Origin of the sequence: Pseudomonas sp. S37, assembly GCF_016658545.1 — a bacterium.
In the GTDB taxonomy this organism is placed as follows: domain Bacteria; phylum Pseudomonadota; class Gammaproteobacteria; order Pseudomonadales; family Pseudomonadaceae; genus Aquipseudomonas.
Genome location: NZ_JACVZC010000031.1, coordinates 1 through 25,085, shown reverse-complemented (window position 1 = coordinate 25,085; position 25,085 = coordinate 1). Strand labels below are relative to the sequence as shown.

Genomic DNA, 25,085 nt, shown 5'->3' with positions numbered 1-25,085 from the left:
TCGGTCCTCGCGGGTCAATCCACAGACCCTAGCCAAGCCTTGCTGATCACGCCAATGCCACCACGCCAAGGGAGCAATGATGCCGATACGCCGTTTACTGGTGGCCGTAGTGCTCGTGGTGCTGGCCTTGCTGGCCACCGCGCTGCTGGGTTTTCGCATCACCGCAATTGCGCATTTTCACCTGGAGCCGTGGCACACCTATGTGCCCCACGAACTGCATGCCCGCGACATCGACCGTGCCAGCTGGGCGCAATACCTCACTGCCGAGCAGCACCTGTTCGACGAGCTGAACCAGGAAATGCGCACGCACCTGCCGGCCGATCGCCACTCGCCCTATAACCGCTACGACCCCGAAAGCCGGGTGTTCCCCGGCAAGCTGACCCACGACTGGAACCGCTCCTACATCGCCGAGCCCGCACAAGCAGCCAAGGGCTCAGTGGTACTGCTGCACGGCCTGACCGACTCGCCCTACAGCCTGCGCCACTTTGCCACGCACTTCCAGGCCAAAGGCTTTGTAGTGGTGGCGGTGCGCATGCCGGGCCACGGTACCGTCCCCGCCGGCCTCACCGATGCCGACTGGGAGGACTGGATGGCTGCCACCCGCCTGGCGGTACGCGAAGCCACCCGCCATGCACCGGCCAAGGCCCCGCTGTACCTCATAGGGTTTTCCAACGGTGGCGCGCTGGCGGTGAAATATACCCTGGATAGCCTGCACGACCCGCAACTGGCCAGGCCCGAGCGGCTGGTGCTGGTGTCGCCCATGATCGGCGTCAGCCGCTTTGCCCGGTTTGCCGGCATCGCGGGGCTGCCCGCGCTGCTCCCGGCATTTGCCCAGGCCGCCTGGCTCAGCGTGCTGCCGGAGTTCAACCCGTTCAAGTACAACTCGTTCCCGGTCAACGCCGCGCGCCAGTCCCATGCGTTGACCGAAGCAGTGCGCCAGCAACTGGTTGCCCAAGGCAAGCAGCCTGACGGCCTGACTGCACTGCCGCCCATCATCACCTACCAGTCGCTGGTGGATGCCACCGTCAGCACCGAAGCCATCCAGACCGAGCTGTACGAGCGCCTGCCCGCCAACGGCAGTGAACTGGTGATCTTCGACAGTAACCGCGCACTGGGCATCGACGACATGCTCACGCCATCGGTCACTGCCCTGCGCGAGCGGCTGTTCGCGCCACCTGCGCGCCGCTATGGGCGTACACTGATCTCCCCCCGAGGCCCTGGCGATGCCCAGCTGATTGCGCGGCACATTGCCGCGCAAGCCACCCAGGGCAGCGAACAATTGCTCGACGCCCGCTACCCCGCCGGGCTGGTGTCGCTGTCGCACGTAGCCCTGCCCTTTCCGGCCGATGATGCGTTATACGGCCAGCAACCCGACAACACGCAGAACTATGGGGTCAACCTGGGTACCCTGAGCCTGCGCGGCGAGCGTGGCACGCTGATCATGGATGCCGGCAGCTTTGCGCGGGCAACATCCAACCCGTTTTTCAGGTGGATGCTCGAGCACCTTGATAGCACCCTGGAGGCCCGCTGAACCTGGCTCGGCAAGAGGTCGCGTTGAAGCCGCGGATGTCCGAAACGCGGCAGTGCCTGCCTGTTCGGCGTGAGACAGGCAAACCGGCACTGGCTAACCTGCGGCGACAATGCCTTGCTCCCTTGCCACAGAAGAACCTTGCCCATGACTACTTCCACCGCCTCCGTGGCCGCCACCGCGCCTGCCGACCAGCCTCAGGGCTTTGTCGTGCGTGTTGTCGGTGCTGCCGCGTTTGCCCACCTGCTCAACGACCTGATCCAGGCTGTGCTGCCGTCGATCTACCCGATGCTGAAAAGCGACTTCGCCCTCAGCTTTGCACAGATCGGCTGGATTGCCCTGGTCTACCAGGTGACCGCTTCCTTGCTGCAGCCTTGGGTCGGCATGTACACCGACAAGCACCCGCAACCGTACCTGCTGCCGGCGGGCATGCTGGTAACGCTGGTGGGCATCGCCCTGCTGGCCTTTGCCGGCAGCTACGAAATGCTGCTGGTATCCGCTGCGGTGGTCGGTGTCGGTTCGGCCACCTTCCACCCCGAAGCCTCGCGGGTGGCGAGGATGGCCTCTGGCGGGCGCTTCGGCACCGCCCAGTCAACCTTCCAGGTCGGCGGCAATACCGGCTCGGCCCTCGGCCCGCTACTCACTGCCGCCATCGTCATCCCGCATGGCCAGCCGGCCATTGCCTGGTTCATGCTGGCGGCCGCGCTGGCGGTAATGGTGCTGCTGCGGGTGACCGGCTGGAGCGTGCGCCACGGCCAGGCCAGGCTCAAGACCTTTGCCGGCCAGCAGGCCCCCGGGCTGTCGCGCAGTGCGATGTGGCGCGCAATGGTGGTGATCGCCGTGCTGATGTTCGCCAAGTTCGTCTACATCGCCTCGTTCACCAATTTTTTCACCTTCTACCTGATCGAACATTTCGGCCTCAGCGTGCAACACAGCCAGCTGTACCTGTTCGTGTTCCTCGCCGCCGTGGCGCTGGGTACGTTCGCCGGTGGCCCGGTGGGTGATCGTATCGGGCGCAAGGCGGTGATCTGGGTGTCGTTCCTCGGTGTTGCGCCGTTCGCCCTGGCCCTGCCCCATGCCAACCTGGCCTGGACCGCGGTACTGGCGGTGGCCATAGGCCTGGTGATGTCCTCGGCCTTCGCCGCCCTGGTGGTGTATGCCCAGGAGGCGGTGCCGGGCCGGGTCGGCATGGTTTCGGGCGTGATGTTCGGGCTGATGTTCGGCATCAGCGGCATCGGTGCCGCCGGGCTGGGTGAGCTGGCTGACCGGCACGGCATCGAGTGGGTGTACCAGGCCATCGCCTTCCTGCCGCTGCTCGGGCTGGCCACGGCGTTGCTGCCGGCAACCCGCTCGCAGGCCAGGCCCAGCCGTTGCTGCTAAAGTGGCGCTGCCTGGCTGCATCTGGATGGGGTCACAATGGTAAAGCCGCAGCGCGAATTGCTGGTGGAGGTTGATGAGTGGACCTGGGAAGTGGGCAGCCGTGCGACCGACTACCCCAGCGACTGGTTCATCGAGCCCCACCAGCACGCCAAGCACCAACTGATCTATGCCATCAAAGGCCTGATGATCGTCGAATCCGGCTACGAACGCTGGACGGTACCACCCAGCCGCGGGGTGTGGATGCCCTGCGGCCAGGTGCATGCGATCCGCTGCGTCGGCGATGTGAAGATGCGCAGTGTGTTCGTGCGTACCGACGCTGCAGCGGGCTTGCCCCTGCAAAGCAAGGCCATCAGTATCTCGCCGCTGCTCAGCGAACTGATCAAGGCGTCCGTGGGCTTTACCGCACCGTTTGCCGAAGACTCGCGCGAAGCCCGGGTGATGCGCCTGATCCTCGATGAAATCTGCGTGCTGCCAACCTTGCCACTGAAGTTGTCGCAGCCCAGCGACAAGCGCCTACGGGCGATCTGTAAGGCGTTGCACGAGCGGCCGGATGACAACGCCACGGTAGCCGACTGGGGCCTGCACCTGGGGGTGGACGAAAAAACCATCCAGCGGCTATTCCGCAAAGAAACCGGCATGACCTTCGGCCAGTGGCGCCAGCAGGCTCGGCTGATGCAGGCGCTGGAGCGCATTGCCCTGGGCGAGCGGATCATCGATGTGGCGGGGGCACTGGGGTATGACAGCCCCAGTGCCTTTGCCAGCATGTTCAAGCGCCAGTTCGGTACGACACCGAGCCGGTTCTTCAGCTAGCCGGCAAGCACCGAATGGCCTGTGCCAGCCCTCTCGCGGCCATTGTGGGAGCAGCTTCAGCCGCGAAGAGGCAGGTACAGGCGTACATGGCATCCCGCGCCACTCATTCAGCTCGGGTGCCGGTCATAGGCTTGTCGGGTCAGTTGCAGATACAACGCCCGCTCTGCCGCCAAGTGCTCGGCCTGCACACGCTCGAGCGCTTCGCGAAACACTTGGTCCGTCATCTGCTCGCGCTGTTCGAAAATGAGCTCCAGCCGCTCATGGAATGGCGCACCCGTCGCCTCGAACCAGACGCCATGCAGGCTACGCAGGTACCGTTGCCAGAAATCACGCTCCGCCAGCGAGCGGCTTAGCGCATCCCGGCTCTCGGCATTCCTTACCTCGTGTTCGGCAAGTTCCAGATCGGCACTGGTCACGCCACTGGCATAGCCATAGTTCATGCCCGAAGGCTGCCCAGGCAGGTCGAGTGCGTTCGCCAGGCCAACCCGATAGGCCAGGTGCACCTCCACATCATCAACGGGCGCACTGGGGTCGACTGCACGCACCCGCTGGATGTGCCGGCCGGCAATACGATCGACCTGGTCCAGGCGGAACAACTCGCGCCCCAGACGCAACAGCGGACGCATGGCATACACCCCCTCCAGCCCTGCCGTACGCTGCGCGGCCAAAGTACGCACCTCAAGGGCACTGAGGATCAACAGCATCTGGTCGGCACAGCTACGCGGGCCGGCAGCTTGCATGAACACCGCCTCACGCACTTCACTGTTCACTTCACACGCCTCGATGATGGACCACACCCGGCGGCACATTTCATGTGGCTGGCGCTGAAAGTCCGCTGAGCGGGAGAAGTCGGCAAAGAAGCGGAACAAGTCCTCTGCCCCTTCCTCACCAGCAAGGCGGTCCCACTGCGCCAGGCGGTGGGCCTGGTAAGCCGGTGCCACCCCTACCAACCAGCGCATACGCTCATCCACAAATGATTGGTCATGCTCCCGCACCGGCATCACCGCTGCAGCCCGGCTCTCCAGCAGTGCCCGCAGTTGCCTGACAGCATGCGGCGAAAGGGGGTTGTCATGCAGATAGACCCGGCCAGGGTCGCGGCCAATCAGTTGCAGCACTGCATCGGGCAGCTCATTGATTGCATTTTCGCGCAGGTCGATCGCGGCCAGTGACGGCGACTCGAGCAACGCCAACGGTATAGCCCGCAACCCGGTCATGCGCAGGTTCAGGTTACGCAAGCGGAACAGTACACGCACATCCGGGGCCTGCCCCAGCCTGTTACCGTGAAAGCCCAGAGACACCAGCCGGGGCAGCGACGCAATACGCTGGTTGCCCTCGCTGTCCAGGGCGATATGGTTGTCGGAAAGGTTCAACTCGCCCAGTTCGACCAAGTGCTCGATGCCGGCGGGCACGGCTGTCAGCAGGTTGCCGCGCAAGTCCAGGCTACGTGCCCGGCTGAAGCGCTGCAAAAAACCGGGCTCGATCTCGAGCAGGCTCAGGTTGCGCAAGCTCAGGCGTGTGATGTGGCTGAAGTCCACGGCTTCAGGCAAATGCGGCAATGCCCCGATCCGCCAGCCATGAATGAATAGTTGCAAGTTGCCATGGGTATCTCGGTTTTGCCGTTGCCAGGCCCGCCGGATTACCCGCGCCACCCACGCTCGACGCACGGCCTGCACCGGGCTGGCAGACTCTCGCCGCCAGTTGTTCAGGGTGTTTTCCAGAATGCGCAACTGGTCTTGATGGTGAAAGTACCGCTGCCAAGGTGTCATGCCCTGGCTAGCCGCTGCGGCAATGTACTCCTCCACCTGGGCGTCGGTGAAGCTCGGAAACAAGCGCCTGATCGCTTGGCGCAATGCCTCTGTGCTGCTTTCGCCACGCCCACTTAGCGGGTAACCCAGCCGACCATCCCCCAAGCGCGCCGGCGGGCGAACCCTGCCGGCTGCCGGCGCCATACCCAGCAAGCCAGGCAGTTCATCACGCTGGGTGAAGGCCCGCTGTGCCAGCGCGTGCGCCAATTGCGTGGCCGATTGCCCCGCGTCCCCCAGCGCTGCCGGGTGCGTTTCGCTGAGTTGCCGAAACAACGCCTGCATCAAGCTGTCATGCTTGCTCGTACCCGGTAACGGCGCCCCCGCACCGTCGAGCGCCTGATAACCCTGCGGCCCCTTGGCAACCACACGTACCTCCGTGGCTGCCTGGGCGCCCATCTGCGCCAGTGGCAATGCCCCCGATGCGGTCTGGCGCAGCTCTACCCTCAGCGTATCTGGCCAGTTCAACCATTGGCCCAGCAGGCCGAATGCCAGGCGCTCGGTATCGGCGTTGGCAGCCTCAACCTGGTTGAACCCTGCACATGCCCGGTCCACGCGGCTGTCCCTGAGCAACCAGCGCGCCTGTTCGGCCAGGCCCAACGGCACCCGTTGCTGTTCAACCATGCGTTCGACTTGCAACTCGTCAGCCTGTTGTACGATCTGCTGGGTGCCACGCACTGTCAGCCCCGGGAAGTCTCGCCGCAACAGCTGTCCGGCAGGTGACAGCGCAGCCTGCTTTTCGATGAAATGCTGTTCAAATGCCGCGCCCTGCAACCTGGGGTATTGCTGGTGCAACTGTCGGCGCTGCAACGCATCGAGCAGGCGGGCCGGGGCCTGCCCCTCCTCCAGGTGTAAACGGCGAAGGCGGTCATCATCAAAGCCCGTAGCCTGCAGCACATCGTGGGCCACCTGCTCATCCACCTCGGCCAGGCCACTGCCCAGGCGTCGCAACAACTCGACACCCTGCCATGCCTGCGGCGTGTCCAGTTCATGGCGCCAGGCCCCCTCGCCCAGGTGCCGAAGCTTCGGCGCATAAGCCTCGTTACGCAAAGGGTGCTGAATACGCAACTCGCCCTCAAGCGGGTTACCCGCTACCTGATAGGCCGCCTGATGCGTGCGTAAACGGGCCTTGCCATCGACCTTGGCATACTGGCCGATCGCGGTGTGGTCGTTGCTCAGCGCGTACGCTTCCAGGCGCGGGTCGAACAACCGGTAATGGCCTTCGCCGATATGCACAGGCGCCAGCCCATCGACAAAGTCAGCGCGGCGCAACAGGCGCTCCGATACCACGCCGGTGCCCACCGCCAGCCCGGTCTGGGCCACGTTCGCCGCCACACTGAACGCGTGCTCCAGCGCGCCTTGGCGATCACCCAGTTGCCAGTCGACGTAGCCTTCATAGACGTCATCCACCACTTGCAGTGCGCCGATCGCCAGCAACGGCAAACCTAACCCTGGCACATAGAAACCTGCCAGCCCCAGCAGGTCGAGGCCGAGGCTTGCGTAGAAGTGCAGGCGCCGATCACGCTCGCTGCTATCCTGCTCGGCCGTGGGCACTGCCAGCACCTTTGCATCGTCGAACAGGGTATCGAGCTGGGCCTGGCGCAAGTGCTGGAGCAGCGGCTCGTGGATCGCCTCATGACGCCCGTCCAGCACCACCGCGGTATGCGCCTCGCCCTGCGCCATGGCGTGGGCCAGTGCCGGCGTGTAGCGCTCACGGTCACGCTCGCTGACAAAACGCTGAAAATACTTCGGGTAGCCCGGCATACGAAAACGCGCACCTATGGCCAGGAACAACGCCGCCCAGGACACGTGCCAACTGATCGCACCGTGCGGGTCATCGGGTAGCCAGCACAGCACACCCTGCAGTTGCCCTTCACCACGGCCTTGAAGGTGCAGCTCGAATGCCACGGCCCCACGCACCCGCTTGCCCAGCACACGCAACGCCGCCGGGCGCGTCCGCGTTAACACGCCCGGCGCAGCGGTGATCGCCGCCAAGCACTGCATCAACGCTGCTTCATCGATATCGCCGCGCAGTGCCGCCAAACGCAGGGCGGCTTCAAGCGCATGGCGCTGGCCTTGCTCCAGCAGTGTGGCAACGCCCGGCGCCAGCAGATGCTGCCTGAGATGGGCCAGGTATTGCCCACCAAGATCGAGCTTGCGGCAGTGCTCGGCAAAGGCCCTGGCTGCCATGGGCAAGGTTTTACCCTGGGCATCCAACAGCTTCGATGGGTCCAACAGCCCCAATGACCTGGCTTCGCCATCACTGAAGTTATGCAGCGCGGCAGCCAGCAAGCTGTGCTGCAAAGTCCGCTTGCGAACACCTCCCGGCGCCTCTGGCCGAGCGCCGGGATAATGTTCGATCCAATGCATCTGCAGCGCTGCCTTGCGAACATCCACTGAGCGCGCGAGCTGCTCGGAGAGCATGTTCTCAAGCAGAGGGGCAGCGAACTCATCCAACGGCACGAGGTTGCCAAACAACTTCTTCAAACGTTGCTGCACAGCCTGCTGGTCACGCAAACAGTCATGCAATTCAAGCAGACGCGGTGCTGGGGCCTGCGTCAGCCACCGGGGCAGCCGGCTGGCGATCAGGGTATCGATGGAGGCATCGGGATATGTCGGGGTTGGCATGCAGGGCCTCTCCTGATTGGAAAGGCCCCATCTCAACCTGTCGGTCACGGCTGAGGTGGTAGTTATGCCTACATGCCAAAGGCGCTGAGGGCAAGGTAGTTGTGACGGCCTGAACTACCGCATGGGGGCGCTTTGCGCCCCTATCGCGACACAAGGCCGCTCCTACAGGTTCTGTGCCTGCCTTGAAGGCGATGCAGGCTGTGTGGGAGCGGCCTTGTGTCGCGATAGGGCTGCGCAGCAGCCCCAAGGGACCAGACAAAAAACGCATAGCCAGGACAGATCACGCAGCCTTTTACCCACCCGCGAAACTTGTAACATTCAGTTTCATCTTGCCCCCGGACAGTAGCCCGTCTCAACCAACCACCCGAGGCCTGATCCGTGCTGCAACGTGTGCTCTGCTCCCTGTCCCTGCTCGCCCTTGCCATTTCCGCCGCCCAAGCCGCCGAAGCGCTGGATACGCCGCGCCTGGCCGGCATGGACAATTTCCGCGACATCGCCGGCACCACCAGTGCCTACGCCACCACGCACGATGGCACGATGCGCGCCGGGGTGTTCTACCGCGCCAACGCCCTTACCCCCACTGCCGCCGACCTGTCCGTCCTCAACGGCCTGGGCATCAGCGATGTGTACGACCTGCGTACTCCAAGCGAAATCGCCAGCACGCCTGATACCCTGCCCGACGGTGCCAGCTACACCAGTATCGACATCATCGGCAGCACCACATCCGGCTCGAACATCACCAACATTGCCTTCAGCAGCGCCGACCAGGCGCGGGCCATGATGCAGGAGACCAACCGCGCCTTTGTCAGCGATGCCGGCATGCGCGGCCAGTTTGCCGTGCTGTTCAACGAACTGGCCGCCGCCGACGGTGCCGCGTTGTTCCACTGCACCGCCGGCAAGGACCGCACGGGCTGGACGGCGGCTGTGCTGCTGAGCATCGCCGGGGTGGACGAAGCCACCATCATGAGCAACTACCTGGCCACCAATGACTACACCGCCGCCCGTGTGGCCGCCACCCTGGCGGCGATGCCGGCGAGCATGGCCGCCATCTACGCGCCGTTGCTCGGGGTCGAGGCCAGCTACCTGCAGGCCGGCCTGGATGAAGTCACGGCCGAGTACGGCAGCATGGACAACTACCTCAAGCAAGGCCTGGGGCTGAGCCAGGAAACGCTGTACGTGCTACGCGGCAAGATGGTCCGCTATGGCGCCCTGCCGGGTGAGGCTGGCCTGCTGGGCAATGCTGCGGCCGGCGCACAGCTGCTGCGCGAACTGCAGGACACGCCACTGTCTGGTACCTACAGCGCGTACAACTATTACCTGCAATCGGCCATCGACGCCGGCAGCCTGGGTGGCGTGGAGTCGACCGTGGGCGGCCAGGTGCACGCCGATGCGGCCAGCTACCTGCTGCGACAGGGCGCCACGATCGAGCGCGCGGCGTCGCCGTTTGCCGACGGCAGCGGCCTCAAGGTTGGCCAGGCACGCCTGTGGAGCACGGCGCTGGCCGGTTACCTGGGCACTGACGGCTCAGCACACGCAGCCAGCAGCAACGAGCATAGCCAAGGGTTGATGGTAGGCGTGACCCAGCGCTTTTCCGAGCAGCTCAGTGGCCATGCGGGCTTTGGCTACAACCGTGGCAATGTCGGCGCTGCCGGTGGCGAGGCCGATACCGACCTGACCTTCCTCAGCCTGGGTGCACGCTTTGCGCCTGACAGCCTGGAACGGGGGGTATTCATCGATGCCAATGTCAGCGGTGGCTGGCTCGACTATTCCAGCAAGCGCGAACTGGGCGGCGGCCTGGGCACGGCCAAGGGCGACAGCCACGGTACCCTTGCCGGCGCCAGCCTGGCGCTGGGTTACCGCCTGCCGAGCGACAGCGTGGTGCTGGAGCCGAGCCTTGGCGTGCGGGCCAGCCGCGTCGACCTGAACGGCTTTACCGAAAAAGGCAGCGAGCTGGCCCTGCAAGTGGACGACCTGAAAGCGACTCGCCGTAGCGCAGTGGCCAACCTGAAGGCGTCTTTCACGGCCATTCCCGTTGGCAGCTGGCAGCTGGTACCGGGCATTGAAGTGGGTTACGAGCATGCGCTGGGCGATCATCAGGTTGACAGCCAGGGGCATCTGCTGGGGCTGGATATCGACCAGCGGGCGGCGTTCGACAACCGCGACCAGTTCGTTGGCGGGGTTAACCTGATGGCCAACCTGGGGGCACTGAGTGTGGGTGGCGAAGTGGCTGCGATGGGGGGCGGTGACAGCCATGGGGTGAGTGGCAGCCTCAAGGCCAGTTACGCGTTCTGATTCTGTTATCGCCTGGCACCGGCTTTGCCGGTGTTCGCGGGTGAACCCGCTCCCACAGGTCAAGTGCTGTACTCACAGGCAGCGCACTACCTGTGGCTCCCATAGGTCAAGCGCTGTACTCGCAGGCAGCGCACTACCTGTGGCTCCCATAGTCAAGCGCTGTACTCACAGGCAGCGCACTACCTGTGGCTCCCATAGTCAAGCGCTGTACTCACAGGCAGCGCACTACCTGTGGCTCCCATAGTCAAGCGCTATACTCACAGGCAGCGCACTCGTCTGTGGGAGCGGGTTCACCCGCGAACACCGGCAAAGCCGGTGCCATGCAACACGCTAACCGCCACGCCGCATGTCAGCCGGGCTTATTCCAAACGCCTGCTGGAAGTACTGGGCAAACCGCCCGGCATTGCTGAACCCATGCCGCAAGGCCACTTCGGCCACCGACCCGCCCTCCCCGCGCAGCAATACCTGGCGCGCACTTTCCAGCCGCACCTGGCGCTGATAGCCAACGATCGAAGTACCGGCAAAACGGCGAAACCCATCCTGCAAGGCCCGTAAGCTGACATTCGCCAACCCCGCCAACTCGGTGCTACTGACCAGGCGCGCCGGATGCTCGTGCAGGTAGGCCATCGCCAGCTTCACATGGCGTGGGGCCAGCGCCGGCGCCGGGTTGCGCAGCGCCTCGCTGTAGTTGTGCGGCCAGGCCTCCAGCACCGCGTCCACCAGCATTTCCTGCAGGCGCGCCGGCATCAGCACACCGCTACTGATCAACGGGTCGAACTGCGGGCCAGTGGCCATTTCCAGCAACGCACGTATGCCCTGGAACGCCGGCGCCGCCAAATCCACCACCGGCGCAAAATGCACCGGTTGCACCAGCGCCCTGCCCAACAACAGCGACAGGCGCTCGGCAAACAGCCCGCGGCGGATCGACATGCCGCACTGGGCATGGTTCTCGGCAAACCGTACCGTACGGATATCGCGCTTGTCGACGGCCAGCCCCACCTGGGCACCGCCAATCGATTCGCCACGGTGATCAAAAATGATCTTGCCCGCAGTCGGCAACACAAAGGTGATTTCGTCCTGCGGCGTCGGCAGGGTAATGCTGAAGTCCCCGCCATACTGCATACGCCGCACACTCATGCCGTCAAAGCGCCCATACACGCCGGCAATGCTGATGCCCTCGCCCAGCGGCGGCATGTCGGCATACAGGCTGCCGAACATCTGGGTGAACAGGGCACCGAAATCATCGCTGCGCATGTCATTGGAACGAAGGATGAAGGGCTTGCGGGTCATGCCGGAGAGCACCGTGAGACGCCTGTGCGAAGGGGGACCCGGATGCTGCCACAGCTGCATGACAGCTGCGTTAAAGGGTAGCTGGCCCAGCCAGCGCAAACCGGTAGTTGCGCCGCAGCCCAGCCAAGCCGTGTACAGTAACCCTACAACAACGCCCGCAAAGGAGCCCGGCCCATGACCGTGACGCTGTCCCCCCTGCAGATCGACTGCGATTTCGACTCCGGCAACATCCAGGTGGTGGATGCCAGCAACCCGGCCCAGGTACGCCTGGCCATCCGCCCGGACACCCACAGCGGCCACTACCAGTGGTTCCATTTCAAGGTCAGTGGGCTGACGCCGGGCCAGGTCCACCGCTTCAGCCTCGACAATGCCGCCGGCTCCTCGTACAAGAACGCCTGGAGCGGCTACAACGCCGTGGCCAGCTATGACCAGCAAAACTGGTTCCGCGTGCCCAGCCAGTTCGACGGCACCGCGCTGTCGTTCGAGCTGCAAGCCGAACACCCGCAGGTCTGGTTCGCCTACTTCGAGCCTTACCCGCGCGCGCGCCATAACCAACTGATCGAGCGTGCCCTGCAGCTGCCAGGCGTCGAACTGCTGGCCAGCGGCCGCAGCGTACAGGGCCGCGACATTCCCCTGCTACGCGCCGGCGACGGCGCCGCTGGCAAGCGCAAGCTGTGGCTGATTGCCCAGCAGCACCCCGGCGAGCACATGGCCGAATGGTTCATGGAGGGCGTGATCGACTGCCTGCAGGCCAACGACGCGGTGATCCAGCAATTGCTGGCCAAGGCCGACCTGTACCTGATCCCCAACATGAACCCCGACGGCGCCTTCCTTGGCCACCTGCGCACCAACTTCAAGGGCAAGGACCTCAACCGCGCCTGGCAGGACGCCAGCGTCGAGCTCAGCCCGGAAGTGTTCTTTGCCCAGGCGCAGATGAAGCAGTACGGGGTGGATGCGTTCATCGACGTGCATGGCGACGAAGAAATCCCCCATGTGTTCACCGCCGCGTGCGAAGGCAACCCGGGCTATACGCCGCGGCTGGCCAAGCTCGAAGAACAGTTTCGCAGCACCCTGTGCAGCGTGACCCGCGACTTCCAGACGGTGCATGGCTATACCCGTGATGAGCCTGGACAAGCGAACACGACGCTGGCCTGCAATGCGGTGGGCATGGCACATGACTGCCTGTCGCTGACGCTGGAGATGCCGTTCAAGGACCATGACGACGCACCGAATGCAGTAACCGGATGGTCGGGGGCACGCTCCAAGGCATTGGCCGGGGCGGTGCTGGAGACCTTGGCGAAGATGGTGGGTGACTTGCGCTGAACGCCAGCCACACACAATGCCTGGCACCGCGTTGGATTCTTCGCGGCTGAAGCCGCTCCCTCAGGGTATGCGGAGCGCGTGGCGTCAAAACTGCACATCCAGAATCACACTGTCGGTATAACTCGCCGCCGGCGGCGTGGCCTGGTCGGTGTAAACCTTGGCGTTGTAGTTGAACACCTGGCTGCCGGTACCGGTGCCCGCCCCGGGGTTCACATCGGCATCGCTGCTGGCACGCCGCCCCGCCCCTGACGAACCCCAGCGTACAGTCCCGGCACTTTTGAAAATGTCGTAGGCCAGGTAGTTGTTGGCCGTCGACTTCATCCGCCGCCGCCCGCTAGCCACGTTCAGGCCGTCATCCAGCCCCACAGTGTAGTTGCTGCCCTTGGTGCACGACACGCTCAGGCTCTGGTTCACCGTAGCAAAACCTGCCACTACCGGGGCACTACCAAAACTGATGTTGGGCGTGGTGATCTGGCAGTCGTTGGTCACGGTCAGGCTTACCGTGAGCGTTTGTGAACCCGAGCCAGTGTCACGCCCGATGCACAACCCGCCGATGGCAATCCCTTCACAGTAGTTCCACGCCCAGCCCAGGCTGAGGGTTTCCTGGTACAGCCCGGCAGCGACGTTACTGCCGACCTGCGTACGAATATAAAGTGGCACTGCCTTCGGCGTGCCGCCGAGCAGCCCGAGCAAATCAAGAATACCGGTGCGGCCAAACTCGAAGGCGACATTGCGGGTAATCGGGTAGGTGGTGGAGGCATCCGCGTAAAGTGTATAGGGGATGACATCACCGGTTGGCCCCTTCAACCCCCCGGTTGCCGGCAACACGGTCAGCTTGAACGAGTCGGTGGTGCTGAGCACGCTCAGCACCGTACCGTTGCACTGCAAGCCCCCATTGGTGGTGGAGGCTGTCTGTACGGTGGAGCGCACCTGGGTCGAATTGAGGGAGCCGAATAGTACCGGCACCGTTGCCACCACTGCGCACTTGGCCCAGGCAGAGCCCGCACACAGCAACAAGGCGCAAGCCGACAATACGCGCAAGGCGGCCTTCATTTGCATACCAGTGGGCCGATCAGGGGGACCGTACCTTCGGCCTCGGGCAGGTCGAAGGCCACCTGGCAATGCCCGCCGCCCTCGATTTCCACCTGCAGGCGGTTTTGCGGCGAGAGGTTTTCCAGGTACACCAGGCCATCCCAACCGACCACTGCCTGGCTGCCGGTTTGCTCATGGGTGACGCGGCTGCCCAGCTTGAGCGGCTGCTGGTTGGCGTCCACCAGTTCGATGCTGGCCGCCAGCACGCGCTTGAGCGGGAACTCCAGCAGGTAGCCACTGCCCCGGCGCACGGCCACGCGCTGCTCCACATTCGGCGCCAGCACATCGGGGGGCAGTTCCATCGGGTCGATTTCGTACTTGCCGCGGTAGTAACCGCTGCTATAAGGCACCAACAGGTGGCCACCGGCATCGGTGCGGCCAACTTCCTGGTTCTCGTAGCGCACCGGCACGTCAGCGTAACCATCGGTGCTCACCACCACGAAGGCATCGTCAATGCGGTTGGCGGCGAACAGGCCGGCGTCCATCCACACCAGCGACCCGCTGGCGTCAGCCCAACGGGTCATCTCGCCACTGCTGCCATACACGCCCGCTTGCAACTGCACCGACTGCAAACGCCAGGTGACGTCGGCCTGGCGATAGGCATCGCGGTCGCTACCGGTGGCGTAGCCCAGGTTGTAACCGACCCCGGTCCCCACCGGCACTGCACGGCTGTAGTTGACCCGCTGCAGGCTCTCGCCTTCCTGGTTGCGCTCCATGCCCACGGCCAGGGTGCCGTGGGTGTCGAACGGGATCACCAGTTGCGCCTGCACCGCCCACTGGCTGTCGCCGACTTCGCGGTTAGCCGACAGGTACACGCTGCTGCCACCCCACAGCGGCCGGCTGTAGCTCAGGTTGATCAGCCGGGTGCGGGTGCCGTCACCTGCGCGCACGTCAAAGTAGCCAGCGCCGATATTGCCGTATTCATTCAGGTTGAGGCTGAAGGTGACCTGCTCGCTGCTTTTGCTCAGTTGCATGTCCGGGGTATCGACCCGGGTCAGGTCGGCATACTCGCCGTGGCGTTGCAGGCGCTGGTAGCTGAAGCCGATGCGCTGGCTGTTGTACTGGTAGCCAAGGGCGACCTGGTGGCCCTTGTCGCCGTCGAACCGGCTTTGCGCAATGGCAGCGTTGAATACGCCGAAGTTGCCCAAACGCATGTTGCCACCCAGGCCGCCAAGCATCAGCGACTCAGCGGTTTCGGCATGGGTTTCCAGGGTGAACGCATCGCTCACCCCGTAACGCAGGTTAGCCGAGGCAACACCTGGCCCGTAGCCGAAGTCGCGCACGCCGTAATCGCGGCGCAGGCTACCGGCCGCTACCGAATAATCCGACAGGCCTTTCTGCAAGAGGCTGCTGGTGACGTAGAACGGCAAGGTGGTCGACACCTGCCGGCCAAGGGCATCGGTGGTGACCACCACCGCCTCACCTGCACCATTGATGAAGGGCACGTTGGTGAGGGTGTATGGGCCGGGTTGCAGCTCGGTGGTGCTGGACTTGTAGCCATTGATGAACAGGTCGAGCGAGGTCGGCACTGCCGCCTCTCCGGCAAACGCCGGCAATGGATACGTGACCAGGTCAGGCCGCGCAGCGAAGTCGCGAGACAGTTGCAGGCCGCCGACCCGCACCGAACTGGTCCAGGGCAAGGCGCCGGTCACCAGGTCACCGGCTTCATAGGTCAGCAGGCGCTGCTCGTCGGTAAAGCGCCAGGTGGTGTCGTAACGCAGAAAACCCTGGCGCATGTCGTCGGCCTGCGCCCCATTGAACGACTGGCGCCATTGCCCGGTGCTGGAAAAGGTGCCCCAGCTGTCGAACAGGCGCAGCTCGTTCCAGGCTGCCAGGTAGGTGCCGGCGTCATCGGTGTCGTTCAGGTACAGGTCGTAGTTGAACAACGCCCCGAAGCTGCTGCGCGCATCGCTGGGCGGGTACAGGTTGCGGTCACCCACCTGCTGGTCCGGCAACCAGGCGGGCGGTACCTGCAACAGCAGGCGCTGGTTCTGGCTGTCATAGTCGGTGTGCAGCCCGCTGACCGCTTCCAGGGCGATCTCACCCTGGGGGTCGCCCGGCAGTGTCACCCCGGCGGCGCGCAATACCGCGCTGTCCAGGTACAGCCGGCCCGCCCGCTGCTGCACCGGCACCAGCTCAGCCTTGGGCATCTGGTTCACCATCAGGTCGAGGTACAGGGTGGCGTCGGCGATGGCGGACATCTCCGTGGGCGGCGGGGGCAGGTCGTCGGCCAGCGCCAGCCCGGGGCCAAGCATGGCCAGCCCCAGGCACCAGCGGCGCGTCGTCGCCGATAGCCATTTCACACACGGTATCCAACCATTGCCGGGTCCTCCCTGGCCCCTGCGCTGCATTCAATCGTTCGCTCATTGCCCCTGGCGGATGGCATCCGCCGCGCCTTGGCCGTTCACCCGGCCCTTCAGCACACTGCCGGCGCTCGGCGCCATCGGCGCTGGCCAGCGCATGCTGGCACCCGGTAGCACATAGCCCAGCAGGCCCTCGACCAGCGGTTTGCTCTGGCCGCCCTGCTGCACCACCACGTCGGTCAGGCGTGCGTGCACCGGGCCGGTGTTGCGCAGCTCCACGTAGGGCTTGCCCTGCACCATCACCGGGCGCCAGCTGAGCTGTGGCTTGCCTACGCCTTCGGCATTGCGCTTGCCCTCGGGGTCCGCCTTGCCCCACAGGCCTTCGCCATAGACAAACAGCGGCACTGAGTAGCGCATCTGCAGGCGGATGGCGGCCGTGGTGCCGGGGCCGGCCTTGTCGACCGGGATGGCAGGGGGGATCTCGTCGATGATGATGCGGTAGGCCTGCTCCTGGCCGGCGGGTGACGAACCGGTGCGGGTCAGGCGGATCAACTGCTTTTGCCCGGGGGCGATGTTGGCCACTGGCGGGCTGCCAATGATCTCGCGCTGGGCCTGGAACTGCTCCTGGTAATCACCCTGGCGCCAGGCGAATACCCGCACCTGCAGGTTGGCGGGGTCCGTGCCGCGGTTTTCCAGCCACAATGCACCGGCCTTCTGGTCGGCTTCCAGCACCGGGTCGATCGGCCAGATCAGCACCGAGGTGGCCGCCCCGGCCGGCAGGCTTGCCAGCCACAACAATCCGGTCAATCCACGCGCCCACTTAGCGCCTGCCCCCATGAAGCTCTCCTTAGGCTCTGTACGAAAAGCCTTGATACTTGTCCATGCTGCGTTGAAAACAGCCTCGGAATGCTCATGTACTCCAGTACACTCCGCTTCCTCGGCTGTTTTCGCCTTGCCTGCCCTGCGTCTCAAGACTTTTCGTACAGAGCCTAGACACTCGTCATTGGTGGCACTGGCGATCACCAGGTCACCGTCACTTGCACGACATCGGTGTAAGTCCCTGCCGGCAGCTTGCCGGTCAACTGAACCCGCCCGTACACCGGCAGCTTGATGGCCGTGGCATCGGTATAGCTCACGGTCACGCTCTGCCCTATCCCCAGGCTCTGGCTGTAAGCCGCATCCTGGTACAACTGGTACGCCAGCACTTGCGTGCCGCTGGTGTTCTTCAGGTTGCGCGTACCACTGGCGCTGTTCTGTCCGCCGTCCAGGCTCATGCTCAGGGCCACGCCCGGGGTGCACTGGAAGGTCACCGTGGTGCCGCCCAGCGAGGTGCTGAGGATGCCGGTGGACAACGCCGACTGGGTGCCATAGTTCAGCACCCCGTAGTTGGTGACGCCGCCCACTACCAGGCAACCGGCAACGATCTGCGCATTCACCGTGAAGGTGCTGGTGGTTGCCGCATCCAGGGGTGCGGCCAGCAGCACGCCGATACCGCTCAGGCCACCCGCCAGCCAGCCACGCATGGCTCAGAACGACAACTCGACTGCCACCGTGTCGGTGTACACCCCGGCCGGTAGCCCTGCCTTGCCGCGCGCCTGGCCGTACAGGTTGACGGTTTGCGCCACACCGGTACTGGTCGGCAAGGTGATGGTGCCGTCGATGGCCAGCAAGGTCGTGCGCCCGGCGTCGGTGTAGAAGTCGTACGGCACGAAGTTGCCTGCACCATCCGCCAGTGCGCGGGTACCGCCAGTCGACTGGCCGTCGTGGGTGCCCGCACGCACACGGATTGCCGGTACCGTGCCCGCCGAACAGAGGATGCTCATTGCCCCTCCGCTGCCGCCCAGCACCTGCGCGTTGGCGGTGGTGAACAAGGCATCCTGGGTACCGAAGTTGAGGGAACCGAAGTTCAGCCCCGAGGTACCCGAAGTGCCATTGACCTGGCAAGCCGCGGTCAGGGTCAGCGTCGAGCTGATGGTCCCGGTCACCGTGGCGGCCTGGGCCTGGGCGGCCAGGGCCATACCCAGACCGGCGAGGATGCAGCGTGAGAGGTTCGTTCGCATCGGAGTCTCCTTGCGTTGTTACCAGTCCAGGGTCACCCTGAGGGTGTCGCGGTACAGCCCGGCCGGCAGCGCGCGCGGTTGCGCCACTACCACGCCGTAGATGGGGATCGGTATCTGCTGGGTGCTGCTGATGGTGAAGGCACGCGCCTGGCCGATGCCGTAGCGGCTGTTGCCACCCGGGTCGACCGCCAGTTGGTAAGGGATCAGCTGGTTGCCATTGCTGAGGCGGCGAATGCCGTCGTCGCCATTCATGCCGCCGTTGATGCGCACGTTGAAAGCGCGTACCTCTGGTGTGCAACTGATCTGCAGGCTGCCCTCGCCGCCCGCTTCATCTACCCGGCTGCGCAGTGGCTGGTCCCAGTTCGGGCCGCGCTCGCCGAAATCCAGTAACCCGGGGTTACCCAGGGTTGCCGGCTGCGTCTCGTTGCTGCTGATCTGGCAGGCGGCGCTGATCACCAGCCGTGCCTGGATGAACCCGGTGGTCGTGCCATGCGCCGCACCGCCAGGGACCAGCAGCGGGCCAAGGGTAAGCAACAGGATCGAAGTACGGTTCATGGCATCGCGTCCTTGTGCATGGCAGCCTCGCTCCTACCAGGTGACCGTGACTTTGAGCAGGTCGGCGTACAGGCCGGCGTTCGGTACCCAGGCCAGCTTGTCGATACGCGCATACAGCGGGAGTTCAACCGAGCCGCTGTCCGGCACCCGGGCCGACTGCGCCACATTCACCGCCAAAGGTTCGCGCCAGGCCGCGTCACGGTAGAGGCGATAGGGAATGGGCCGGGCCTTGCTGTCGTCACTGGCCAGAAAGCGCACTTCGCCGACGCCGCCATGCTGGCCGCCGTCGACGCGTACTTGATAAGGGGTATCGGGGTTGCATTCCAGGCGCGGCGGGCGCTGGTTCAGCAGTACACCGCTCAGTGGTGCACCCGGGCCGTCCAGGCGCGCGGCCGCGCCCATGTCGATTCGCCCTTGGGCCTGGACACCCGCGTCGCGAGTCTGGTTGACCAGCATGCAACCGCGCTGCACCAGCACGCGCACCTCTACCAGGAAATCCGCCGCCATTGCACCGCCACTCAACAGCAGGCCCAACAGCCCGGCCAGAAAACGCTCCGTCACCTTGTTGTCCTTATCGCTCTATGCTGACCTTGAGCGTAGCAGTGGGGTCTTGCCATGGCGCCGGTGGCAAACTGTTTTTTGGTATTAGCAACAAAGCGATAGCGGCATAAAAAAAACCTGCCTGGCGCAGAACCCCCAAGCCATCAAAGCCCTCCAATGGCCAAAGGCCGGTGGCCAGATCGATATTCTGTTAGGGTGTATCGCCATCACCCTGCCTCAGACTCATGCGGCATGCATGGACGGACATGACAGGAGTGTTTTCATTGATGACTGCAGACAGCACGCTTGCCCAGGCTGTGGAGCGCTGCGCGCAGGAACCGATCCAGGTCCCGGGCAGCGTTCAGCCCCACGGGTTTCTGCTGGTGCTGGACGAAACCGATCTGCGCGTATTGCAGGCCAGTGAAAACGTCGAACGCTGGCTGGGCATACCTGCGCGGGAACTGATCGGCTGCCACTTTACCGAACTGGTCAGTGACACTTTCGACCTGCGCACGCACCTCACACGGCTACCCGTGGACGAAGTCTTCCCCTTTCACATCGGTGATGTGTGCTTGCGCCAAGGGGCGCCGCACACTGCCCCGCTGCACGTGCTGGCCCACCGTCACGACCAGGTGCTGATTACCGAATTCGAACCCCCGCGCCTGCCAGCGGACCTGGCCGGGCAAGGCGATTACTACCCATTGGTGCGCAGTTTCGTCAGCACCCTGCACTTGGCGGGCAGCCTCGAAGAATTGCTGCAGCAGACGGTCGTGCAACTCAAGCGCATTACCGGCTTCGGCAGGGTCAAGGCCTACCGCTTCGATGCCGACGGCAACGGCCAGGTGCTGGCCGAAGTGGCCGACCCCGGCTACCCCAGCTACCTGGGCCTGTGCTTCCCGGCTTCGGACATCCCGCGTCAGGCGCGCGAGCTGTACCGGGTCAACCGTATCCGGGTGATCGAGAACGCCAACTACCAGCCTTCGCCGCTGCTGCCCGCTGCCAACCCGCGTACCGGCAAGGCGCTGGACATGAGCTTTGCAGCGCTGCGCAGCGTGTCGCCGGTTCACCTGCAATACATGCGTAACATGGGCACCCTGGCCTCGATGTCACTGTCGATTGTGGTCGATGGCCAGTTGTGGGGCCTGGTCTCCTGCCATAACGAACAGCCTCGCGCAGTTGACCTGCGCACCCGCACCGCCTGCGAGCTGCTGGCCAGTGTGCTGTCATTACAGATCGAGTCCCGCGAGTCGCACGCCAGCACGCGCAAGCTGCTGGACCTGCGCCAGCACATCGTGCGCATGATCTCGTCCATGGCCGACCACGACAGTGTCAGCGAAGGCCTGCGCGACCTGCCGGAAGTGCTGCTGGCATTCGCTGGCGCGCAAGGTGCAGCGGTGATCTCGGCTGAACGTTGCGACCTGATCGGCCAGACGCCACCCGCTGCCCAGGTGACGGCGCTGGTGCACTGGCTGGCGCAGCGCGGCGAAGAACAAGTGTTCCACAGCGACAACCTGCGCCGCGACATCGATGACCTGCCGGAACTGGCAAGCCATGCCGGCGGCGTGCTGGCCGTGGCCATTTCGCAGATCCACTCGCACTACCTGCTGTGGTTCCGCCCCGAGCAGGTCCGCACAGTGAACTGGGCCGGGCAACCGAGCAAGCAGGCAGGGCCACAGGGCGACCTCGCCCCGCGGCACAGTTTCGAGCGCTGGCAGGAACAGTTGCACGGTTACTGCGAGCCGTGGGACCCGCTGGTCGTCGAGGGCGTGCAAGAGCTGCGTACCGCCGTGCTCGGCATCGTCCTGCGCAAGGCCGAAGAGCTGGCACAGTTGGCCAACGAGCTGCGCCGCTCGAACAAGGAACTCGAGGCATTCTCGTACAGTGTGTCCCACGACTTGCGTGCGCCCTTGCGGCATATCGCCGGCTACACCGAACTGCTCGGCGAAATCGAAGGCCAGGGCCTTAGCGAACGCGGCAGGCGCTTCCTGCAACACATCGGGGAAGCCGCACATTTCGCCGGCAGCCTGGTCGACAACCTGCTCAACTTCTCGCAAATGGGCCGCTCGGCCCTGCGCCTCTCGGACGTCGACCTGAATGCCTTGGTCGAGGCCATTCGCAGCGAGCTGGCGCCTGACTACGAGGGCCGCGAGATCGTCTGGGACGTCGCCGCTCTGCCCAAGGTGATCGGCGACCCGGCCTTCATCAACCTGGCCTTGCACAACCTGCTGGCCAATGCCATCAAGTACACCCGCGGGCGCAGCCCGGCACGCATCCAGATCAGCGCCGTGCAGCACCCGGGCGAAACCGAAATATGCATCAGCGACAACGGCGTGGGCTTCGACATGGCCTATGCCAACAAACTGTTCGGTGTGTTCCAGCGCCTGCACCGCATGGAAGAATTCGAAGGCACCGGGATTGGCCTGGCTAGCGTGCGCCGCATCATCGAACGGCATGACGGCCGGGTCTGGGCCAGCGGCCAGATCGACCGGGGCGCCAGTTTCCATTTCACCCTGCCGCGTCAGCCCGCGGCCACCTGAGGTACCGTTATCACCATGCTCAAACCCATCCTGCTGGTCGAAGACAACCCACGGGACCTGGAGCTGACGCTCCTGGCACTGGAGCGCAGCCAGTTGGCCAACGAAGTCATCGTGCTGCGTGACGGTGCCGAAGCACTGGATTACCTGCTGCGCCGCAATGCCTACGCCGAACGTGACGACGGCAACCCGGCTGTCTTGCTGCTTGACCTGAAGCTGCCCAAGGTCGATGGCCTGGAAGTGCTCAAGGAAGTGCGCGCCACCGCCGAACTGCGCAGCATACCCACGGTGATGCTGACCTCCTCGCGCGAAGAGCCCGACCTGCTGCGCGCCTACGAGCTGGGGGTTAATGCCTATGTGGTCAAGCCTGTGGAATTCAAGGAATTCGTCGCCGCCATCTCCGACCTCGGGGTATTCTGGGCTGTGCTCAACGAACCACCACCTGGCTCACTGCGGCTGAACCGTCGCGGTAGCAACTGAGGCCGCCGCAACGATGCAGCAAACGCCGTTGAAACTCCTGATGGTCGAAGACAGCTCGATGGACGCCGAGCTGACCCTGATGCGCCTGGAACGCAGCGGGCTGCATGTGCAGTCGCAGCTGGTGTTCGACCATATGGGCGTCGAACATGCCCTGCGCGAAGCTCGCTACGACCTGATCCTGTGCGACTGCGTGCTGCCGGGCTCGTCCGGCACCGAGGTGCTGGCGATCGCCCAGCGCCTGGCACCGGATACCCCGTTCATCTTCCTCTCCGGCATCTATGGCGAAGAGCACGCAGTGGAAATGATCCGCTTGGGTGCGACCGACTATGTGCTGAAGAAAAACCTGCCGCTGCTGCCCAAGGCGGTGCGCCGGGCGCTTACCGAAGTGCAGGAACGCCAGCGCCGGCGCCGCGCCGAAGAGGCCCTGGCCAACGTCGAGGCACGCGCGCGCATTGCCATCGATGCCGCCGGCATGGGCACCTGGGACCTGCGCCCGCAAGAGGGCCTGTTGCTGTGGGACGACCGCTGCAAGACCCTGTTCGGCCTGCCTACCAGCACCGAGATGAGCCTTGAGGTGTTTTTTGGCGGCATCTACCCCGCCGACCTGCCCCTGGTTCGCAATGCGGTGGAATCCGCCATGCGCCCCGAGAGCGGTGGCCATTACCGGGTGGAGTTCCGCATTGCGCAACCCAACGGTCTGGAACCGCGCTGGTTGCTCAGCAGTGGCCAGAGCCAGTTCGTCGACGGTCAGTGTGTGCGCTTTTCCGGGGTACTGCAGGACATCCACACCCAACGCCTGGCCACCCAGGCGCTGCGCCAACTGAACGAGATGCTGGGCGAACGGGTCGAGCGCCGTACCCGTGAACGGGACCGCGCCTGGGAGCTGTCGCAGGATTTGCTGGCTGTGCTGAACAAGGACCTGACCCCGGTTGCGCTGAACCCTGCCTGGGAAGCCAGCCTGGGCTTCTCCCGCGAGCGCCTGAGCCAGTCGTCCTTGCTGCACCTGTTGCCCGAGCCCGACCAGGAACTGCTGCTGACTGAACTGGCCGCCCTCTCCCACGGCCGCACCAGTGCCCGCTTCGTTGGCCGCATCCTGCACGCCAGCGGCCAGCAGCGCTGGCTGTCGTGGGTCGTGGTGCCAGAGGACACTTTGCTCTACGTGGTGGCGCGGGATATCACCAGCGAGCGCGAAGCCGCGCTGGGCCTGGCCGAAGCCAACGCCCGCCTGCGCGAGCAGATCGCCGAGCGTGAACGCATCGAGGCGGCATTGCAGCAGATGCAGCGCCTGGAAGCGGTAGGCCAGCTGACCGCCGGTGTGGCGCACGACTTCAACAACCTGCTGACGGTGATCCTTACCGGCGCCAGCTTTCTGGAGCGCGACCTGGCCAAGGGCGACCTGGACAAGGCGCGCACACGCCTCACGCATGTCCGCGAAGCAGGCGAGCGCGGTGCCAAGCTGACCTCGCAGTTGCTGGCGTTTTCGCGCCGTCAGCGCCTGGAGCCGGTACCCCTCAACCTGAACCGCACCCTGGCTGGCCTTGAGGAGTTGCTACGCCGGACCTTGGGCGGCAACGTCTCGGTGCGCCTGGACCTGGACCCGGGCCTGTGGCAGGCATTGACCGACCCGACCCAGACCGAAATGATCATCCTCAACCTGGCGATCAATGCCCGCGATGCCATGCCGGACGGCGGCCAGTTGACCCTGGTGACCCGCAACACCCGCATCGATGCTCGCCCGCAACGCCCGGAAGACCCGGACCCTGGCGAATACGTGATGCTGAGTATCCGCGATACCGGCTGTGGCATGAGTGAAGAGGTGCTGGGCAAGGTGTTCGAGCCGTTTTTCACCACCAAGGACATCGGCAAGGGCTCCGGCCTGGGCCTGGCCCAGGTGTTCGGCTTTGCCAAGCAGTCCGGGGGTGGCGTGCGTATCGACACCAGGCCGGGGCGCGGCACCGAGGTGGCGGTGTACCTGCCGGCAGTGAAGGAAGCAATGCTCAACGAACCTGCAACGCCGCGGCTCAGCCAGGCGATCAGCGAAAGCGGCGATAACCGCACCGTGTTGCTGGTGGATGATGACCACCTGGTGCGCGACATGCTCGGCGATGTGCTGCGCCAGTATGGTTACCAGGTGCGTCAGGCACACAGCGGCGAGCAGGCTTTGGCACTGCTGGATGACGAGATCGACCTGCTGCTGACCGACTTCGCCATGCCAGAATTCAATGGTGCGCAACTGGCGCTGGCGGCGCGCGAGCGCTATCCGCGCTTGCCGGTGCTGTTCCTCACCGGCTATGCGGAATTGGAGGGGCTGGAGCTGCCAGGCAGCCTGGTGATGCAGAAGCCGGTGCAGGCCGATGAGCTGGCGCGGGTGCTGAACGAGATGCTGGGGGTTGCTGAATAGACTGAAATGGCGCGCACCCTGTAGGAGCGGGGGGGGGGGGGGGGGGGGGGGGGGGGGGGGGGGGGGG

Annotated in this window: 17 protein-coding genes; 8 read left to right on the top strand and 9 right to left on the bottom strand. The window is 64.7% G+C overall.

The window, feature by feature from the left end; translation table 11 throughout:
* Positions 1–79: 79 nt before the first annotated feature.
* The 3 genes from IAE39_RS12700 to IAE39_RS12690 all read left to right on the top strand — a co-directional run bounded on the left by IAE39_RS12700 (position 80) and on the right by IAE39_RS12690 (position 3,718).
* Positions 80–1,531: an alpha/beta hydrolase gene (locus IAE39_RS12700; RefSeq protein ID WP_328825610.1), complete on the top strand. Its 1,452-nt coding sequence runs from the start codon at positions 80–82 to the stop codon at positions 1,529–1,531.
* A 144-nt stretch (positions 1,532–1,675) separates the two neighbouring features.
* Positions 1,676–2,908 (top strand): MFS transporter, encoded by a 1,233-nt coding sequence (locus tag IAE39_RS12695; RefSeq protein WP_201202822.1) that lies wholly within the window; start codon positions 1,676–1,678, stop codon positions 2,906–2,908.
* Between the two features lie 36 nt (positions 2,909–2,944).
* Positions 2,945–3,718 carry an AraC family transcriptional regulator gene (locus IAE39_RS12690; protein ID WP_201202821.1) on the top strand — a complete coding sequence of 258 codons (774 nt, stop codon included), beginning with the start codon at positions 2,945–2,947 and terminating at the stop codon, positions 3,716–3,718.
* Between the two features lie 107 nt (positions 3,719–3,825).
* Here the strand turns inward: IAE39_RS12690 and IAE39_RS12685 are convergent, their stop codons facing one another.
* Positions 3,826–8,148 (bottom strand): NEL-type E3 ubiquitin ligase domain-containing protein, encoded by a 4,323-nt coding sequence (locus IAE39_RS12685; RefSeq protein WP_201202820.1) that lies wholly within the window; start codon positions 8,146–8,148, stop codon positions 3,826–3,828.
* A 378-nt stretch (positions 8,149–8,526) separates the two neighbouring features.
* Here IAE39_RS12685 and IAE39_RS12680 point away from each other — a divergent pair, with 378 nt between their 5' ends.
* Positions 8,527–10,440 (top strand): tyrosine-protein phosphatase, encoded by a 1,914-nt coding sequence (locus tag IAE39_RS12680; RefSeq protein WP_201202819.1) that lies wholly within the window; start codon positions 8,527–8,529, stop codon positions 10,438–10,440.
* Between the two features lie 330 nt (positions 10,441–10,770).
* On the opposite strand, the gene IAE39_RS12675 is transcribed toward IAE39_RS12680, so the two are convergent.
* On the bottom strand, positions 10,771–11,730 hold the full coding sequence (locus IAE39_RS12675; RefSeq protein ID WP_236548545.1) for an AraC family transcriptional regulator: 960 nt from the start codon (positions 11,728–11,730) through the stop codon (positions 10,771–10,773).
* A 174-nt stretch (positions 11,731–11,904) separates the two neighbouring features.
* Between IAE39_RS12675 and IAE39_RS12670 the strand changes: the two genes are divergently transcribed.
* Entirely contained in the window at positions 11,905–13,053 is a 1,149-nt protein-coding gene (locus IAE39_RS12670) for a M14 family metallopeptidase (RefSeq protein ID WP_201202817.1), read from the top strand.
* An 84-nt stretch (positions 13,054–13,137) separates the two neighbouring features.
* Here IAE39_RS12670 and IAE39_RS12665 read toward each other — a convergent pair whose 3' ends face one another.
* From IAE39_RS12665 to IAE39_RS12635, 7 genes are all read right to left on the bottom strand, one after another.
* On the bottom strand, positions 13,138–14,106 hold the full coding sequence (locus IAE39_RS12665) for a Csu type fimbrial protein (protein WP_201202816.1): 969 nt from the start codon (positions 14,104–14,106) through the stop codon (positions 13,138–13,140).
* Complete coding sequence (locus IAE39_RS12660; RefSeq protein ID WP_201202850.1) at positions 14,103–16,400, bottom strand: fimbria/pilus outer membrane usher protein; 2,298 nt, start codon at positions 16,398–16,400, stop codon at positions 14,103–14,105. Before IAE39_RS12660 ends, IAE39_RS12665 begins: the two co-directional genes overlap by 4 nt.
* Positions 16,401–16,508: 108 nt before the next feature.
* A complete protein-coding gene (locus IAE39_RS12655; RefSeq protein WP_201202814.1) occupies positions 16,509–17,285 on the bottom strand; it encodes a fimbrial biogenesis chaperone in 777 nt (258 codons plus the stop codon).
* A 182-nt stretch (positions 17,286–17,467) separates the two neighbouring features.
* A complete protein-coding gene (locus IAE39_RS12650) occupies positions 17,468–17,971 on the bottom strand; it encodes a Csu type fimbrial protein (protein ID WP_201202812.1) in 504 nt (167 codons plus the stop codon).
* Between the two features lie 3 nt (positions 17,972–17,974).
* A complete protein-coding gene (locus IAE39_RS12645; protein ID WP_201202811.1) occupies positions 17,975–18,508 on the bottom strand; it encodes a Csu type fimbrial protein in 534 nt (177 codons plus the stop codon).
* Positions 18,509–18,526: 18 nt separating this feature from the next.
* Positions 18,527–19,063: a Csu type fimbrial protein gene (locus tag IAE39_RS12640; protein ID WP_201202809.1), complete on the bottom strand. Its 537-nt coding sequence runs from the start codon at positions 19,061–19,063 to the stop codon at positions 18,527–18,529.
* Positions 19,064–19,096: 33 nt separating this feature from the next.
* Positions 19,097–19,624 carry a Csu type fimbrial protein gene (locus IAE39_RS12635; protein ID WP_201202808.1) on the bottom strand — a complete coding sequence of 176 codons (528 nt, stop codon included), beginning with the start codon at positions 19,622–19,624 and terminating at the stop codon, positions 19,097–19,099.
* A 266-nt stretch (positions 19,625–19,890) separates the two neighbouring features.
* On the opposite strand from IAE39_RS12635, the gene IAE39_RS12630 reads away from it, so the two are divergent.
* Genes IAE39_RS12630 through IAE39_RS12620 form a run of 3 tightly spaced genes read left to right on the top strand, consistent with a single transcriptional unit; the run spans position 19,891 to position 25,018 of the window.
* A complete protein-coding gene (locus IAE39_RS12630; protein ID WP_201202807.1) occupies positions 19,891–22,140 on the top strand; it encodes an ATP-binding protein in 2,250 nt (749 codons plus the stop codon).
* A 15-nt stretch (positions 22,141–22,155) separates the two neighbouring features.
* Positions 22,156–22,617 carry a response regulator gene (locus IAE39_RS12625; RefSeq protein WP_008096020.1) on the top strand — a complete coding sequence of 154 codons (462 nt, stop codon included), beginning with the start codon at positions 22,156–22,158 and terminating at the stop codon, positions 22,615–22,617.
* 13 nt (positions 22,618–22,630) lie between these two features.
* Positions 22,631–25,018, top strand: coding sequence for a hybrid sensor histidine kinase/response regulator (locus IAE39_RS12620; RefSeq protein ID WP_201202803.1), 2,388 nt, complete (start codon positions 22,631–22,633; stop codon positions 25,016–25,018).
* Positions 25,019–25,085: the final 67 nt, after the last annotated feature.

What these genes read in the sequence shown, in the direction of transcription:
- IAE39_RS12700 (WP_328825610.1), top strand. Translation starts at nt 80, where the DNA reads ATGCCGATACGCCGTTTACTGGTGGCCGTAGTGCTCGTGGTGCTGGCC.
- IAE39_RS12695 (WP_201202822.1), top strand. Translation starts at nt 1,676, where the DNA reads ATGACTACTTCCACCGCCTCCGTGGCCGCCACCGCGCCTGCCGACCAG.
- IAE39_RS12690 (WP_201202821.1), top strand. Translation starts at nt 2,945, where the DNA reads ATGGTAAAGCCGCAGCGCGAATTGCTGGTGGAGGTTGATGAGTGGACC.
- IAE39_RS12685 (WP_201202820.1), bottom strand. Translation starts at nt 8,148, where the DNA reads ATGCCAACCCCGACATATCCCGATGCCTCCATCGATACCCTGATCGCC.
- IAE39_RS12675 (WP_236548545.1), bottom strand. Translation starts at nt 11,730, where the DNA reads ATGACCCGCAAGCCCTTCATCCTTCGTTCCAATGACATGCGCAGCGAT.
- IAE39_RS12670 (WP_201202817.1), top strand. Translation starts at nt 11,905, where the DNA reads ATGACCGTGACGCTGTCCCCCCTGCAGATCGACTGCGATTTCGACTCC.
- IAE39_RS12665 (WP_201202816.1), bottom strand. Translation starts at nt 14,106, where the DNA reads ATGAAGGCCGCCTTGCGCGTATTGTCGGCTTGCGCCTTGTTGCTGTGT.
- IAE39_RS12660 (WP_201202850.1), bottom strand. Translation starts at nt 16,400, where the DNA reads ATGCTTGGCCCCGGGCTGGCGCTGGCCGACGACCTGCCCCCGCCGCCC.
- IAE39_RS12655 (WP_201202814.1), bottom strand. Translation starts at nt 17,285, where the DNA reads ATGGGGGCAGGCGCTAAGTGGGCGCGTGGATTGACCGGATTGTTGTGG.
- IAE39_RS12650 (WP_201202812.1), bottom strand. Translation starts at nt 17,971, where the DNA reads ATGCGTGGCTGGCTGGCGGGTGGCCTGAGCGGTATCGGCGTGCTGCTG.
- IAE39_RS12645 (WP_201202811.1), bottom strand. Translation starts at nt 18,508, where the DNA reads ATGCGAACGAACCTCTCACGCTGCATCCTCGCCGGTCTGGGTATGGCC.
- IAE39_RS12640 (WP_201202809.1), bottom strand. Translation starts at nt 19,063, where the DNA reads ATGAACCGTACTTCGATCCTGTTGCTTACCCTTGGCCCGCTGCTGGTC.
- IAE39_RS12630 (WP_201202807.1), top strand. Translation starts at nt 19,891, where the DNA reads ATGACTGCAGACAGCACGCTTGCCCAGGCTGTGGAGCGCTGCGCGCAG.
- IAE39_RS12625 (WP_008096020.1), top strand. Translation starts at nt 22,156, where the DNA reads ATGCTCAAACCCATCCTGCTGGTCGAAGACAACCCACGGGACCTGGAG.
- IAE39_RS12620 (WP_201202803.1), top strand. Translation starts at nt 22,631, where the DNA reads ATGCAGCAAACGCCGTTGAAACTCCTGATGGTCGAAGACAGCTCGATG.